Here is a 16,337-nt window from a genome sequence, read left to right on the forward strand (position 1 = left end):
TTCTCCGCGATGAATAGCGGGGCAGGGGATGGATGCCGGGCGATTGCCGTGGTGCTTCCGCGAAGGTCGTTTTCCGGTGACTGACTCGACCTGCGTGATCGGCACCGCCGGCTGGAGCATACCGGCCGCGGATCGGCCGAACTTTCCGGAAACGGGCACCGCGCTACAGCGTTACGCGGCCGTGATGCACGGGGTCGAAGTGAACTCGTCCTTCCACCGGCCACACCGGCAATCGACCTGGGCTCGATGGGCCGCCAGCGTTCCCGACGATTTCCGGTTCGCGGCAAAGATACCCAAGTCGATCAGCCACGATCTTCGCCTGCACGACGCCGCCGCGCCGCTCGATCGCTTTCTCGACGAGGTGTCCGGCCTGAGTGGCAAGCTTGCGCTCCTCCTCCTGCAACTACCGCCAAGCCTCGTCTTCGATCATGCGACGGTCACCCGCTTTCTTGCGGACGTCGGCGAACGAACCGACACCAGCATCGTGTGTGAACCGCGCCACGCCAGCTGGTTCGAGCCCGATGTCGACAGCCTGTTAGCGGCCCAAAAAGTAGCACGGGTCGCTGCCGATCCCGCCCGGGTCCCGGCGGCGGCACGGTCGGGTGGTTGGCGCGGGCTCACTTATTACCGGCTGCACGGGTCGCCGGACATGTACCGAACCGCGTACGGGCGCGACCGCCTACGCGACTATGCGCGCTTGATTGCCGAGGACCGCGCAGCGGGGCGCCCGGCATGGTGCATGTTCGACAACACGGCCGCCTCTGCGGCGCTGGGTGATGCGCTTCAGTTGACCGAACTGGTCGGCGCATCGTCGGACGGCAGGGCGGGCTAAAACCCGATCTTCGCCAGCGCGGCGGACAATTCCGCATTCGACGCAGTATCGTCCTTGGGAGAAAGCCGGTTCAGCACGGTCTGGACGCGCGTTTGCGCGACCTGGAGCGTCTTGTGCCGCACCTCACGCGTGGCGTTGGTCCGCCAGGATGCACTTTCGCCCAGCAACGCCGCCCATTTGGCCTCTTCTGCGGCCAAGATCGCCAGCGCCAGCCGCAACCCGTCTCGCCGGCCATGCGCATACTCGTCCGACATCAAGCGGTTTTCTCCGTGCGACCCGACACCATTCACCGTCACCGCCAATCAATAGGCCGAGCGCCCCGTGAAGGGCTACCCGATACCAATGATCAGTCCGCCTTGATGCCGTAGCGCGCATACCGCCTGTCGACGCTCGGTAGAAGCCGCCGTGCAATCGCGAATTCCTTCGTCGCTTCGGGTCGCCGGTCCGATTTCGCCAACACGATTCCGCGCATGAAATGGCTTTCCGCCTGATTGGGTGTCGACGCCAACACCGCGTCGAGATCGGCCAGCGCCTGCTCGTACTTTCCGAGCCGATACCAGACCATCGCCCGGCTATCGAGCGGACCACTCGTGTCGGTGCTCAACTCGATCGCCCCCGTACAGTCTTTTAACGCGCTGTCGATCATGACCATGCGCGTTCCCTTGGCCCAGCATCGTGCGTTCATCAGCGACGGCGAACCCGGCTTGTCCGCGATCAGGCTGTCGAACAGCACGAGTGCTGCGGTGACGTCGCCATATTCTCCGAGCAGGCCGGCCTTGGCTTCGCGAAACGCGTTGCGCATGCTGCCGCCCAGCGCAATGCGCTGATCGAGCAGCGCCAGCGCGCCGGGCATGTCGCCACCTTCGGCCTTCAGGTCGCTGAGCTGGCCGATCGCCTGTTGCGACGAAGGATCCAGGGCACGCGCTGCTTCCGCGTCCTTGAGCGCCGCTGCCATGTCGCCCAGCTCGTGCGACTCCGTCGAGCGTTGGAGATAGAGATCGATCGTCGGGGTGATCGCGATTGCGTGCGTCAGGTCGGCGACGGCACCGCGGCGATCCCCCACGCCGCTTCTGAGTGATGCGCGGCTGGTATAGCCGCTGGCTTCGTCGGGATCGTCGGCGATCGACTTCGCAAAGATCGCCTCGATCGCCCTCAGTTGCGTGGCACCGGGCGGGTCGCTGGCGTTGATGTCCCAGCGACGCCGCGTGTCGGCCGAGGCGACGATACGTGGCGCGCGGGCCTTCGCGGACGTCAGGGCATCGCGCTCCGCCGGAATGCGGGCAACCGCGATCTCGCCGCCGACCGTGTCGATCCGCTCGTCGAGCGTGAACGTCCCGTTCGCAAGGCTGGCGCTGCGAACGATGTCATACCCGGCGATGTTCGCCTTGAGATCGGGTTCTCCCTCTAGTGCGAACGCCCGGCCACCGTCGGGGAGGCGCAACCGCAAGCGATAGCGCATACCGTCGGGTTGGTTGACCAGAACGGGAACGGACGCCCAGGTCGCCTTGCTGCGGTCGGGATCGAAGTTGACCTGATCGATCAGCCTATCGACCGCGCGCTTGCGGCGACGGTCGTCGGTCGTCCAGATCGTGCTCGTCGCGCCGCGTGCCTTCAGCGTGACCGCACCGGTGATCGGATCGGACGTGATCGACGTATCGACGAATTGCCCCTCGCCCAGAAACCCCTGCAGGAACTGCCCGACGGCCTGACGCTGCTCCTTCTCGCCCAATTGAGTCTTGGCCATCGTCAGCATCGCCGCCGGTCGCCCGTGGACGATCGCCGTCGCCTCGAACGCGCTTGGCAGGTCGACGCTGGCGGTTTCGTCCGCCTCGACGATCAGGTCGATCACCGGACGCGCATTTGCGTGCGTCGCGATTCTGAGCAACGCGGCACCGTCGGCGCGGATCGGCAGGACATAGCCGACGTCGGGTGTGTCGTGGATATCCGCAAGCCTCGAACCGGCGCCCGTCCCATCGAGCCACAGGGTCTGGCCGCCGATCGTCGCCTTCACGAAGACGTGGTTAAACGCCGCCGCGCTCGGCAGCCTCTCGGCCACGAAGTCTCCCGATCCAACGGCGGCGAGGATCGGCTCGGCATCGATACCCATCGCCCGCAGCATCGACAGCAACAGCACGGTCTTCGCCTTGCAGTCGCCGTAGCGAACCTCCCACGTCCGCGCGGGTTTCTGCGGAACATAGTTCCCGCCGTCCATCCCGACGGCAAGATAGCGGATCTTGTCCTGGACGAGTTCCAGCGCGCGTTCGGCCCTGCCGATCGGCGTCGCATCCGCCTTCATGATCGCGTCGACCTCGGTCCTCAGCGGGGAGCCGGGCGCGATGGCGTTGGCTTCCGGGCCATATAGCGGTTCGAAGGTCTTCGAGACGTCCGCCCAGTCGGCGAACGTGGCGAATTCGATCATCGGCGGATGCCGGAACCGACTTGGCGCATCCTGCGGCATCTCGACCGGCTTTGGCGCGGGCAGGGCTAGGTCGAGCACGGTGTATTGCCCGTCGCGGATCGGCACGGCCTTGACGCCGTCGGCTTCCAGCTTCCAGCGCGGTGGCGTCGCGGTCGGCCACGATATGCGTGCGCGGGCGAAGGCAACCCGAGCGGGCAGGGCGATCATCGGAACGACGTTCTGCACGCGCCCGCCCAACGCGGCGTCTTTCGATGTCGTCGACGCCCTCAGCCGCAGGATGTCGCCGACCTGAAGACCTTCGACCGCCAGCGTCGCCGTCAGGATACCCGTCAATTCGCGCTGTTCGAGCGCCTGTTCGCGTCGCAGGACCGTGAACTTCTGACCGTTCGCCAGCAAGTCGATACGCTGGCTCCCGCGCCAGATCGCTAGTTCGTGGACGATGATGTCGCCCTTGTCCGGCGCCCAGGGCAAGGCGAGCGACGTCGCCTGCGCCAGCATCTCTGGCGACGTGATGTGAGACGCGACATCGATGTAGGACCACAGCCGCCCGTCCTCGATCCGTTGCTGCGTATCGAAGATCACCAGCGCCGGCGTATCTGCGCCCGTCTTCGCCGCGTCCGGCAGCACGGCCGGAATGACCCAGCCGGGCGCGGGCTGATACAAGGGAAGGTCGCCGGCCTGCGCCGCAGACGTCGCCATGCACCCCAGCGACACCGCCGCAACCACTATACTTCGCACAATTCGGCCCCCCGATAGTCCCCGCGATAACGATATCGGCAAATTCGTCCGCAAGCCCAGAGAAATCGAAGATCGATGATCGACATGCGCAAATCGCCATCACTGTAAGTCAACTCTTTCCGCATCTCGGGAGACGGGATCGATCCGCCAGCTCTCTATTCCGCGGGCAAGTGATCGCTCTTGGGCGGCGTCGGTTCGCCGATCGCGTCCAACATTGCCGTGATCCGCCGAAACTCGTCCCGCAGTGCCGGCACGGCATGGTCGATGAACGCGCGAACGACGCCTCGGCTTCCCCGGTCCGGATGGAACACGAGGTGCGCCGGCTGCGGTGGCGGCTCGAATGCTGTCAGGACAGTGACGAGGCGGCCTGTCGCCAGATCTTCCGCCACCTGATATCCCCGCGTGCGCACCAGCCCGAGGCCGCGAACCGCCGCATCGATACCCGCGCCCGCATTGTTCAGGCTCAGGCGGGTCCGAACCCGGATCGATCGGACGCGGGCGCGCTCGGTCTCCGATCCGAACGACCATAGTTCGCCATCGCCTTCGACGTTCAACCCGACGCAATCGAACCGACCCAGATCCTGCGGCGTCGCCGGTATGCCGCACCGCGCGATATAGTCGGGCGAGGCGCAGACGAGCGTCCGAACGTCGCCAAGCTTGGTCGCAGTCATCGTCGAGTCCGGCAGTGGTGCCAGCCGAACCGCCATGTCCACGCCTTCGCCGACGAGATCGACGAGGCGGTTTACCAGCAACACGCGCGCACTAGTCGACGGCTCGCGGCGCAGGAACGCTTCGAGCACCGGCATCACCTTCAGCCGTCCGAAGAGCTCCGGGGCGGTCAGGACGAAACTGCCACGCATCGGGCCTTCAGACGGGACGGGCGCGATGTCGCCGAGCCGCAGCAACACGTCGCGCCATACTTCCACGTGCCGTTCCCCCGCCGAGGTCAGGTGCAGCCGACGCGTCGACCGGAGCAGTAGCGCTTCGCCGGCAATGCCCTCCAGCAACGCGATGGCGCGCGTCACGCTGGCCGCAGACCGACCATGCCGACGCCCGGCGGCGGCGAGCGATCCTTCATCGACCGAGGCCACAAACAATTTCATCGCATCAAGCCGGTCCATCGTTGCGAAACCTGCAACTGAGCCGACCGGCATGCAAGCATTATGATCCTTGGTGAAACGATTATCTGGAGTGTGCAACAAAGGACAACGCCATGAGAACGAACCTGACTACGCCGACCCGCCGAGGTGTCATGTCTGCCTTGGCCACGGGTCCTGCAGTCCTGGCGGCGGCGCGCTCGACCGTCGCGGACGCGTCGCGCGTCGCCACGTCACCGAAGAATGCGGCGGCAGCATCCGTCCGGTATCGCAGGCAGAAAGTCGGCGACGTCGACCTGTTCTACCGAGAGGCCGGGCCGGTTGACGCGCCGGTCATCCTGCTTCTCCATGGGTTCCCGACGGCGAGTCACATGTTCCGCGACCTGATCCCGCAACTGGCCGACCGGTTTCGGGTCATCGCGCCGGACCTGCCCGGGTTCGGCCAGACCAAGGCGCCGCCGCGCGGGACATTCGCCTATACGTTCGATGCCTTGGCGACCGTGGTCGGCGGTTTCGTCGAGGCACTCGGCCTGACGCGGTACGCGCTCTACATCTTCGATTATGGCGCACCCGTCGGTCTGCGTCTCGCGATGCGCCATCCCGAACGCGTCTCGGCGATCGTCTCGCAGAACGGCAACGCGTACGTCGAGGGCTTCAGCGACCAATGGGGACCGTGGGAGGCGTATTGGCGCGATCCGAGCGCAAGCAACCGCGAAGCCTGCCGGTCTTCGCTCGCGCCCGACACGATCCGGAACTGGCAATACGGCACTGGTGCCGATCCGGTCCGGCTATCACCCGACGGCTATGAGCTCGACATCGCCTATATGGCGCGACCGGGTGCGGACGAGATCCAGCTCGACCTGATCCTCGACTACCGGACCAACGTCGCACTCTATCCCGCCTTCCAGGCGTATCTGCGCAAACATCGTCCGGCCTTGCTGGCAGTCTGGGGCCGGCATGACCCCGCGTTCCTGCCAGCCGGCGCCACCGCGTATCGCCGCGATGTCCCGGACGCGGAGGTCCACCTTCTCGACACCGGCCACTTCGCGCTGGAAACGCACCATGCCGAGATCGCGGCGTTGATGCGCGACTTCCTCGCACGGAGGACCTGAGACGATCCCCGGGCGGGGCTGCAAAGTCAGCCGCGTTCGGGCTCGGCCGCCGTCTCGCGCGCCGCAAGCCAGATTGCGAACGGCGCGGCTTCCATCGGGCGCGCGAACCAGAACCCTTGCGCCTCCTCGCAACCGAGCTGCGTCAGGATGGCGGCGGCCTCTTTGGTCTCGATCCCCTCGGCCACCACACGGTAGCCGAGCTTGTGTGCCAGCCCGATCATCGTCTCGACGAGGACGAAATCGGGCCCGGCCGGTTCGGTGAGGTTGCGCATGAAAGCCTGGTCGATCTTCACGATCCGCGCGGGCAGGCGCTGGAGATAGGCGAGGCTGCTGTGTCCCGTCCCGAAATCGTCAATCGCAAGGCAAATGCCCGCTTCCGCCAGTTCGCGCAGCATCGCCAGCGCTTGGTCGGGCTGGTCCATGATGGCGCTTTCGGTCAGCTCGATCTCCAGCCGCTCGGGCCGCAGATCGCGCTTGGACAAGGCCAGCTGGATTCGGTCGATCAGGTCGGCCTCGCCGAGATTGGCGGCGGAGATGTTGACCGACAGGACCGGCGAGATCCCGGCACAATTCCAAGCCGCCATCTGATCCATCGCCGCATCGATCACCCACTGCGTCGTCGCACGCGCCAGCGACGTCTCCTCGATGATCGGGATGAACTCGGCGGGCGATACCTCGCCAAGTCGAGGGTGTCGCCAGCGCAGCAACGCCTCCGCGCCCAGGCACCGTCCCGTCGCGAGCTCGATCCTTGGCTGGTACACCAGTCGCAACTGGTCGCCGGCTTCGAGTGCCGCACCGAAATCCTGCAACAGGCCGTATTGGCGGCGGTGGGCGATGTCGTTGGCGGGCGAATGCAGCGCGATCGCGCCATCGGCGTTGCGTGCGTCCTGTGCAGCGCTGGCCGCCCCCCTCAGCACGTCGTCGGCCGAAACGCTGCCGATCACGAACGACCGGACGCCGATCGCGACGTTCGTGACGAAGCGTACCGACGACGTGGCATGCATCGTTTCGAAGCTCGACCGGAGCAGCGAAACGTAAGCCAGCTCCTCGACATCCGGCGGCGAGATGAACGCGAACTGCGCGCTACCAACCTGATAGGCGACCCGCCCGGGCCCCAGCGCCACGCGCAGCGCCTGCGACGCTTCTCGGATGAAATCGTCGACGCGGGCAACACCCAACGCACGCACGATCCGGCTGATCTGATCTTCGCGCGCCATGTCGACCACCACCGCGAACCGGTGCTCGCCCGGATGGTCCCGCTCCAGATCCATCAGGTCGTCGCGGAACTGGTTCCGGGTCGGCATGCCGGTGACCGGATCAATCCGTCCGAAGGCGTGCTGCAGCTCGATCTGCGCCATCACCATCGCCGCCAGATCGACCAGCGCGGCAAGCTCGGCCTCGGTCGCCTTGCGCGGTTCGGTCCCCAATACGCAAAGCGATCCGAGGCCGTAGCCATCGCTGGTCACCAAAGGTGCACCCGCATAGAAGCGCGTTCCGGCACGGCCAAGCACGCTGTCGGCGTAACACGCGTCGGCCTGGAAATCCTCGATGACGAGCGGCTGGGTCGTCTCGGCGACCTGCGCGCATGGGGCCTTGTCGCGCGGGATGCTGCGATGCTCGACGCCGACGCGCGACTTGAACCATTGCCGGTCGCGATCCGTCAATGACACCGCAGCCACCGGCAATCCGAAGATCTGGCTGGCCATCCGGGTTATCCGATCGAAGCCCTCGCTGGCCGGGGTATCGAGCAACTTCAGCTGGTACAGGGCGTCCAGCCGAGCCTCTTCGTGATGGTCGCGCACACGATTCCTTTCACGTTCCCCTCTATAATCAAAACCTTAATGGTTTAATCCATGTCAGACTAGATAAATGAAACCTAGGTTTATCTAGCGCTAATCGTGCGCGGCCCGGTTAAGTCTGGACTAGCGCCGTCCGCCCCCTATTCTGTTGGCGGGGAGAGCGGGCATGCGATTTGCGAGACTGTGGGCGGCGCTAGCGATCGTCGTCGCGCCGGTTGCCGCGTTCGGAGGCGATACGCCGCACGTCACGCTTGCCACGCCCAACGTCTCGGACGGCGCGATCACGCGCTTTACCGTGCGGTTCAGCGACGCGATCGTCCCGCTCGGCGATCCGCGCGCCGCCTCGCCGTTGAAGGTCGAGTGCGTGGTGTCGGGCGAAGGGCGCTGGGTCGATCAGCAGACCTATGTCTGGGACTTCGCGCAGCCCTTGCCCGGCGGAACGCGCTGCACCCTTGCGACGCGCGAAGGGCTGAAGAGCGTGGCCGGCTACGGCGTCGATGCGGAGAGCTTCACCGTCGATGCCGGCGGTCCGATCGCCCGCGCGGTGCTGCCCGGCGAAGGCGATATCGAGGAGGACCAGGTGTTCCTGGTCGCCGCGAACATGCTTGCGACCCGTGAATCGATCGCGGCCAACGCCTATTGCGCGGTCGACGGGATCGGCGAGAAGATCGCTGTCGACGTGCTCGCGCCCGACTTGCCGGGCAAGCTGCTCGCCGGGTTGGGAAGCAACTACTCGGTCACCAGTTTCCTCGAAAGCGCCGGGCTGCCCAAGACGGTCCCCGCCGATGCCGCGTCGCGCCAGCGTGCACTTGCCGGCATTACCGCGCTGAAATGCCGTCGCCCCCTGCCGCCCGGCCGCGACATGGCGCTGGTGTGGGGCGCGAACACCGCCAGTGCGGGGGGCAAGCTTGCCGGCGCCGACCAGCGGTTCGACTTCACCGTCCGCAAGCCCTTCACCGCGCGGTTCGAATGCTCGCGCGTCAACACCGCGGCGGGATGCAGCCCGGTCGAGAAGGCGTATCTGCGGTTTTCCGCGCCCGTGCCGATGAGCGCGGCGACGCAGGTCCGCCTGACGCTCGCCGACGGCAAGTCGATCGCGCCTGTGTTCAGCGACGAGGAGAAGACCCGCGCGACGATCGAGCAGGTCACGTTCGCCGCGCCCTTGCCGGCCGCGACGCGCGGGACGGTGGCGATCCCCGCCGACCTAAAGGACGAAAGCGGCCGCATCCTCGCCAACCGCGAACGTTTCCCGCTCGAGGTGAAGTTCGACGATGCCCCGCCGCTCGTGAAGTTCGCAGCCGATTTCGGCATCCTCGAAGCGAAACAGGGCGGCGTGCTGCCCGTCACCGTGCGCAACGTCGAGCCGTCGCTGCAAGGGCAGACCGCGGGCATCGGTGGCCAGCGGCTGCGCGTGGGCGGCACCGATGGCGAGATCGCCGCGTGGCTGCGCCGCGTCGAGGAGGCTGGGAAGACCGACTACCAGACGATCGAGCGCAAGGGTGCCGAGCCGCTCCAGATCAACCATACCGGCGAGAAGCCGCTGCTGTTCGGGAGCGGGGGCGGCGGGGCGAGTGGCGGGGCGGGCGATCCGTTCAAGCTTGATCTGCCGGGCAAGGGCAAGGACTTCGAGGTTGTTGGATTGCCGCTCGGTAAGCCTGGTTTCTACGTCGTCGAACTCGCCAGCCCGACGCTGGGGCGTGCGCTGCTCGGTCGCGACGTGCCGCGCTATGTCGCGAGCGCCGCGCTGGTCACCGATCTCGCCGTACATTTCGAATGGGGGCGCGATCGCTCGCTCGCCTGGGTCACGCGACTGTCGACCGGCAAGCCGGTGGCGAATGCGGTGGTGCAGGTCAGCGACAGCTGCACCGGCAAGCCGCTTGCGCGCGGCGCGACCGACAAGAGCGGCGGGCTGATGGTGGCGCGCGGGCTCCCCGAACCCGAGACCTATGGCAGTTGCAAGGGCGAGGGTGGGCCGCACCCGCTGATGATCTCGGCGCGTACTGGCGACGATTTCAGCTTCACGCTGACCGACTGGGGCGAGGGCATTCGGCCGTTCGATTTCGACCTGTCCTATGGCTATTTGGCGGCGACCAACATCATCCACACTGTGTTCGATCGCGCGTTGGTCCGTCAGGGCGAGACGATCCACATGAAGCACATCCTGCGCCGCCCCGACGCGCGCGGCTTCTCGTTGGCGCCGGGCTTTACCGGCACGCTGCGGCTTTCGCATCGCGGCTCCGACACGCAGTTCGAGATGCCCGTGACGATCGGCGCGAACGGCACCGGCGAAACCGTCTGGACCGCTCCGAAGGGCGCACCGATGGGGGATTACGACCTCGTCTTTGTCGTCGGCGACACCACCACCGAATCCGCGCAGTCGTTCAAGGTCGACGAATACCGCCTGCCGACGATGCGCGCGAGCGTGACCGGGCCGAAGACCGCGCTCGTCAAACCACGCACCGCCCAGCTCGATCTGTTTGCCGGCTATCTCTCGGGCGGCGGTGCCCCCGGCTTGCCGGTCGACGTCCGCATCGGCTGGTTCGCCCACAGTGCGACGCCTGTCGGCTACGACAAGTTCCGCTTCGGCGGCGAACCGATCACTGAAGGTGTCAAGCCGCTCGACGGCGAGGGCGAGGACGCGAAGACGCCGTTGCCGCCGACCCAGATGCTGCCCGCGACGATCGGCAGCGACGGTACGCGGCGGATGACGGTCGACATGCCGCAGACCCTCCCCGGCACGACCGATATGCAAATCGAGATGGATTACCGCGATGCCAATGGCGAGACGCTGACCGCCTCGAAATCGATCCCGATCTACGCCTCGGGTGTGCAGCTCGGCGTCGCCACCGATGGCTGGATGATGCGCGCGGATGATCTGCGCCTGCGCTTCGTCGCGCTCGATACCGACGGCAAGCCGATCAAGGGGCAGAAGCTGTCTGTCGCGCTCTACAGCCGCCAGATTCTGACTGCGCGTCGTCGGCTGATCGGCGGGTTCTACGCGTACGACAACCGGATGCGGACGACCAAGCTGTCGGCTTCGTGCAGCGCGACGACCGATGCGCAGGGGCTCGCGCAGTGCAAGGCCGATCCGGGCGTCTCGGGCGAGATCTACGCGGTCGTCACCACCACCGACGCCGATGGCAACGTCGCGCGTGCGGTGAAGTCGGTATGGCTCGCGGGGAACGACGACTGGTGGTTCGGCGGCGACAATGGCGACCGGATGGATGTCGTCCCCGAGAAACTCACCTATGCGTCGGGCGAGACCGCACGGTTCCAGGTACGGATGCCGTTCCGCTCGGCGACCGCTCTGGTCAGCGTCGAGCGCGAGGGCGTGTTGTCGAGCTTCGTCACCGAATTGTCGGGCAAGGATCCGGTGATCGAGGTGCCGATGGACGCGGCCTATGCGCCCGACGTCTATGTCTCGGTGCTGGTCGTGCGCGGCCGGGTCGAGAGCGGGTTCTGGAGCTGGATCCACCGCATCGCGCGGACGCTCGGGCTGTCGGACACGCCCGAGGATGCAGCGGAGCCGACCGCGCTGGTCGATCTCGCCAAGCCCGCCTACCGCCTCGGCATCGCCAAGGTGAAGGTTGGCTGGGAGGGGCATACGCTCGCCGTCGCGGTCAAGGCTGACCGCGAGCGTTACGCGCCGCGGGGAACGGCCAACGTCGCGATCCAGGTTCGGAAGCCCGACGGCAGCCCCGCGCGCGAGGCCGATGTCGCGTTCGCCGCGGTCGATCAGGCGTTGCTGCAACTCGCACCGAACGACAGCTGGAACATCCTCGACGCGATGATGGGCGATCGCCCGCTCTCGGTCCTGACCGCGACCGCGCAGATGCAGGTCGTCGGCAAACGGCATTATGGACGCAAGGCGCTCGAAGCGGGTGGCGGCGGTGGCGGCGGCGACCTTTCGGGGCTCAACCGCGAAAATTTCCAGCCGGTGCTCCTGTGGAAGGGCCATGTCCCGCTCGATGCGCAAGGGCGTGCGCGCGTGTCCGTGCCGCTGTCGGATGCGCTGTCGTCGTTCAAGCTGGTCGCGATCGCCACCGACGGTGCGCAGGCGTTCGGTACCGGCAGCACCGACATCCGTACCGCGCAGGATCTGTCGCTCTATGCCGGGATGCCGCCGCTAGTCCGTTCGGGCGATTTCTACGGCGCGCGCTTCACGCTGCGCAACGGATCGGACCGTACAATGACGGTCACGGCGAACGTCGACGTCTTCCCGCGGATCGCGCAGGGCAAGCCCCTGACCGTCAATATTCCCGCGGGTGGTGCGGCACCGGTGGCGTGGAACCTCACTGCGCCGTCCGGAGTCGATACGCTGCGCTGGACGGTGCGGGCTAGCAGCAACGATGGCCGCGCGACCGATCAGGTGACCGTGACGCAGGACGTCATCCCGGCGGTTCCGACCGAGATCTGGGCAGCAACGCTTGCGCAGGTCGGTGAGGCCACGATGATCCCGATCGCGCCGCCGATGGGCGCGCTGCCGGGTCGTGGCAGCGTCGACATACACCTTGCCGATACGCTGGCGCCGTCGCTCGCCGGGGTCCGCGACTATATGAGTCGCTATCCGTTCAACTGTTTCGAGCAGCGTCTGTCGCGGATCGTCGTGCTTGGCGACATGGCGGGCTGGGCGACGCTGGCGGGTGAGATCCCCACCTATCAGGCGCCCGACGGCCTGCTGCGCTACTTCCCCGGTGACAGCCTGCAGGGGTCCGAGGCACTGACTGCCTATGTCCTGTCGATGACGGGCGCGGCGAACCTGTCGCTGCCGCCGGTGCAGCGCGCGCGGATGATCGAGGCGATGAAGGCGGTGCTCGACGGGCGCTTGCGACATGAGGATTATGGCGATGTCCGCCTGACCAAGGTCGCGGCTCTGGCGGCGCTCGCGCGGCAGGGCGAGACCACCCCGGCGATGCTCGGCCAGATCGGCATGACGCCCGCGGAGATGCCGACCGCGAGCCTCGCCGATTACATCACCGCGCTGACGGCGATCCCCGGCGCGTCGACCGAAGCGAAAGCGCAGGCCGAGGCGGTGTTGCGCACGCGCCTGGTGTTCGAGGGCACCCGGCTCGATCTGTCGGACTCGGCCAACGCGTCGTGGTGGTTGATGTCGTCGGCGGACGAGGCGGCGAACAAGGCGACCGCGGCGGTGCTCGGGCGGCCGGGTTGGCAGGACGATGCGCCGCGCCTGATGGTCGGCACGGCGCTGCGCCAGTCGCGCGGGCATTGGGATACGACCACCGCCAACGCCTGGGGGGCGATCGCCGCGCGGCGGTTCGCGCAGGTCTATCCGGCGCAGGCGGTCACGGGGACGACGATGCTGTCTTACGCAGGGCGTAGCGTTGCGCGCGGCTGGCCGCTGGCGGAACCGGCGCGGACGGTATCGTTCCCGCTCGCTGCCGCCGGACCGCTGCGGTTGGCGCAAGGCGGCGGAGCGGGGCCGTGGGCGACCGTGTCGATCTCGGCGGCGGTGCCGCTGCGGCAGCCGCTGTTCGCCGGCTATCGCCTGACGCGGAAGGTCGATGTCGTGCAGGCGCGCACGGCAGGGCGGCTGACGACGGGCGACGTGCTCCGCGTGACGCTGTCGGTCCAGGCGACCGCCGAGCGCAACTGGGTCGCGATCAGCGATCCGGTGCCCGCCGGCGCGACCGTGATCGGCGACCTCGGTGGCCAGTCGCAGCTGCTCCAGCAAGGCGGCGCGGCAGATGGGGAGGGCGGCGGCCCGAGCTATGTCGAACGTGGCCGCGATACGTGGCGCGCCTATTTTGCCTGGCTGCCCAAGGGGACCACTACCGTAACGTACACGCTCAGGCTCAACGGTGCCGGCCGGTTCCAGATGCCGCCAAGCCGGGTCGAGGCGATGTATTCGCCTGCAATTCGCGCCGCGGTGCCGAACCAGACGATGGTCGTCGCGGATCGATGAAGCAGCGCGCGGCGCTTGCCGGACTGCTGGTGCTGATCCTGGCCGCGGTCGGGTTCGACTGGGCGACGTTCCCGCCGCCCCTGCCGGGCTATGCGCAGGTTCGCGCTGCGTGGAAGCCGTCGGAGGCGTGGCTGTACGATCGCCACGGCGTCCTGATCGACAGCGCGCGCGTCAATTTCGCCGCGCGACGGCTGGCATGGGTGCCGCTCGACCAGATCGCATCGGTCGTTCCTGCCACCGTCGTCGCGGCGGAGGACGCTCGCTTCCGCAGCCACGGCGGCGTCGACTGGCTGGCGATCCTCGGGTCGATCCGGTCGCGCGCGAAGGGCGAGCGGGGCAGGGGGGCCAGCACGCTGTCGATGCAGGTCGCCGCGTTCCTGTCGCCGACGCTGGCGATGCCCGGCGCGCGCGGCTGGCGCGACAAGCTCCGTCAGATGCGCGCGGCCCGAGCGCTGGAGATGACCTGGAGCAAGGACCAGATCCTCGAGGCGTACTTGAACCTCGCACCGTTCCGCGGCGAGGCGCAGGGGATCGGCGCGGCGGCGCTGTCGCTGTTCGGCAAGACCCCTGCGGCTATGGCACGCGACGACGCGCTGCTGCTGACCGCGCTGCTGCCCGATCCCCAGGCGCCCGCTCCCCGCATCGCCGCGCGGGCCTGCCGATTGGGGGGCGTGGGTGATTGTACGCGGTTCGCCAGCGAGGCCGCGTCGATGCTCGGCCCGGTGCGGACGCTGGCGCTCGATCCGGGCCTCGCGCCGCATCTCGCCGATCGCCTGCTGACCAAGCCGGGCCTGCGGATCACGACCACGCTCGATGCCGCGCTCCAGCGCACGGTCGCCGCCGCGCTACGTCGCCAGCTACTCGGGCTCGGCGGATCGCGCGCGCGAGACGGGGCCGCGGTGGTGATCGACAATGCGAGCGGCGACGTCCTCGCCTATGTCGGCGGGATCGGCGGCGCCTCGACCGCGCCCGCCGTCGATGCCGCCAACGCCTATCGCCAGGCCGGGTCGACGCTGAAACCGTTCCTCTACGCGCAGGCGATCGAGCGCGGATACCTGACCCCGGCGTCGGTGCTCGACGATTCGCCGGTGCAGCTCGATACCGCGTCGGGGCTTTACGTGCCGCAGAATTACGATCGCGGGTTCAAGGGACGCGTGTCGGTGCGCAGTGCGCTGGCGGGATCGCTCAACGTGCCTGCGGTGCGGACGCTGCTGCTGGTCGGGGTCGAGCCGTTCCGCGATCGGCTGTGGGATACGGGCTATCGCGGTCTCGTGGAGGACGGCGATTATTACGGCTTCAGCCTCGCGCTCGGATCGGCGGAGGTGACGCTGCTCGAACAGGCCGACGCGTACCGGTCGCTCGCGAATGACGGACGATGGTCCCCACTACGGCTCACCGCCGACGCGCCCCGCAGTGCGCCACGCCCGGTCACGACGCCCGCCGCCGCGTGGATCGTCGCCGACATGATGGCCGACCCCAACGCACGCGCCGCCACCTTCGGCCTCGATTCGGCACTGCGCTTGCCGTTCTGGACCGCGGTGAAGACGGGCACTTCAAAGGGCATGCGCGACAATTGGTGCGTCGGCTTCTCGCGCCGCTACACGGTCGCGGTCTGGGTCGGGAACGTCGAGGGTGACCCGATGCGCGCGGTCTCGGGCACCAGCGGCGCGGCGCCGGTGTGGCGCGACGTCATGCTGGCGCTCGGACGCGACGAACGCAGCCCCCCCATGCCCGCCGGCGTCGAGCGCCGCCGCATCGCGTTTGCCGACGGGATCGAGCAGCCACGGATCGAGTATTTCCTCCGCGGCACCGGCCAGTCGCTGATCGCCGCGGCGCCAGCCACCGCCCGGCGCGCGCGGATCGTCAACCCCGCCTCGGGCAGCGTCTACGCGATCGATCCCGACATCCCCGCCGACCGCCAGCGCCTCGCGATCGAGACCACCGGCGACGTCCGCGCGCACCACGTCTTCCTCGACAATCGCGACCTCGGCCCCGCCGCCCAGCAACTGCTGTTCTTCGCGCCTCCGGGCCGGCACCGATTGCGGCTCGTCGACGCAGCCGGTCGCGCCGCCGACCAGGTGATCGTCACGATCCGCTGAGCGGGACCGTTCGCTTTCTCCGCCAGGCAAGCGAACGTCGGTTCAGGCCGGCAAGGTCCACTTCATCGGCAAGCGCCGCCTCGGCCAGCGCGATGGCCCGGTCCAGCAGCCCGCGGTCGGCGTACGCGTAGGCGGGGCGGCCCGGTATGCGGTCATACCACACGCCGTCGCACGCATTATCGAGGAAGATGCGCTGGAAGCAATGATCGGCCGCGACCGGCCAGCGGCGTGTACGCGCCACCGCCGGCAAGGCCTCGCGGGTCAGTTTCAGCCACCGGGTTTCGGCGGCAGGACGGTCTTCGGACTCCATCCGGTGGC

General features: G+C 67.7%; 9 protein-coding genes. 4 read left to right on the top strand and 5 right to left on the bottom strand.

Annotation, left to right across the window (positions count from 1 at the left end; translation table 11 throughout):
* Positions 1-76 precede the first annotated feature (76 nt).
* Positions 77-832, top strand: a complete 756-nt coding sequence (locus tag ASE69_RS00615) for a DUF72 domain-containing protein (RefSeq protein WP_056481497.1) — start codon at positions 77-79, stop codon at positions 830-832.
* Here the strand turns inward: ASE69_RS00615 and ASE69_RS00620 are convergent.
* The 3 genes from ASE69_RS00620 to ASE69_RS00630 form a co-directional block, all read right to left on the bottom strand.
* Positions 829-1,086 carry a hypothetical protein gene (locus ASE69_RS00620; protein WP_056482890.1) on the bottom strand — a complete coding sequence of 86 codons (258 nt, stop codon included), beginning with the start codon at positions 1,084-1,086 and terminating at the stop codon, positions 829-831. The two genes, ASE69_RS00615 and ASE69_RS00620, sit on opposite strands and share 4 nt — an antisense overlap.
* Before the next feature lie 92 nt (positions 1,087-1,178).
* Positions 1,179-3,989, bottom strand: coding sequence for a DUF3857 domain-containing protein (locus tag ASE69_RS00625; protein ID WP_321163555.1), 2,811 nt, complete (start codon positions 3,987-3,989; stop codon positions 1,179-1,181).
* A 155-nt stretch (positions 3,990-4,144) separates the two neighbouring features.
* A complete protein-coding gene (locus ASE69_RS00630) occupies positions 4,145-5,092 on the bottom strand; it encodes a LysR family transcriptional regulator (protein ID WP_162236819.1) in 948 nt (315 codons plus the stop codon).
* Between the two features lie 110 nt (positions 5,093-5,202).
* Here ASE69_RS00630 and ASE69_RS00635 point away from each other — a divergent pair, with 110 nt between their 5' ends.
* Complete coding sequence (locus ASE69_RS00635) at positions 5,203-6,198, top strand: alpha/beta fold hydrolase (protein WP_082452751.1); 996 nt, start codon at positions 5,203-5,205, stop codon at positions 6,196-6,198.
* Positions 6,199-6,224: 26 nt separating this feature from the next.
* Here ASE69_RS00635 and ASE69_RS00640 read toward each other — a convergent pair whose 3' ends face one another.
* Positions 6,225-8,000 carry an EAL domain-containing protein gene (locus ASE69_RS00640; RefSeq protein WP_056481506.1) on the bottom strand — a complete coding sequence of 592 codons (1,776 nt, stop codon included), beginning with the start codon at positions 7,998-8,000 and terminating at the stop codon, positions 6,225-6,227.
* Positions 8,001-8,163: 163 nt separating this feature from the next.
* On the opposite strand from ASE69_RS00640, the gene ASE69_RS00645 reads away from it, so the two are divergent.
* Positions 8,164-13,920: an alpha-2-macroglobulin family protein gene (locus ASE69_RS00645; RefSeq protein ID WP_056481509.1), complete on the top strand. Its 5,757-nt coding sequence runs from the start codon at positions 8,164-8,166 to the stop codon at positions 13,918-13,920.
* Entirely contained in the window at positions 13,917-16,019 is a 2,103-nt protein-coding gene (gene pbpC / locus ASE69_RS00650; protein WP_056481513.1) for a penicillin-binding protein 1C, read from the top strand. The genes ASE69_RS00645 and pbpC overlap by 4 nt, the downstream gene beginning before the upstream one ends.
* Here pbpC and ASE69_RS00655 read toward each other — a convergent pair.
* Positions 16,006-16,329 (bottom strand): hypothetical protein, encoded by a 324-nt coding sequence (locus ASE69_RS00655; RefSeq protein WP_056481516.1) that lies wholly within the window; start codon positions 16,327-16,329, stop codon positions 16,006-16,008. The genes pbpC and ASE69_RS00655 overlap by 14 nt on opposite strands.
* Positions 16,330-16,337 lie beyond the last annotated feature (8 nt).

The organism is Sphingomonas sp. Leaf208, assembly GCF_001421415.1.
Classification (GTDB): Bacteria; Pseudomonadota; Alphaproteobacteria; order Sphingomonadales; family Sphingomonadaceae; genus Sphingomonas.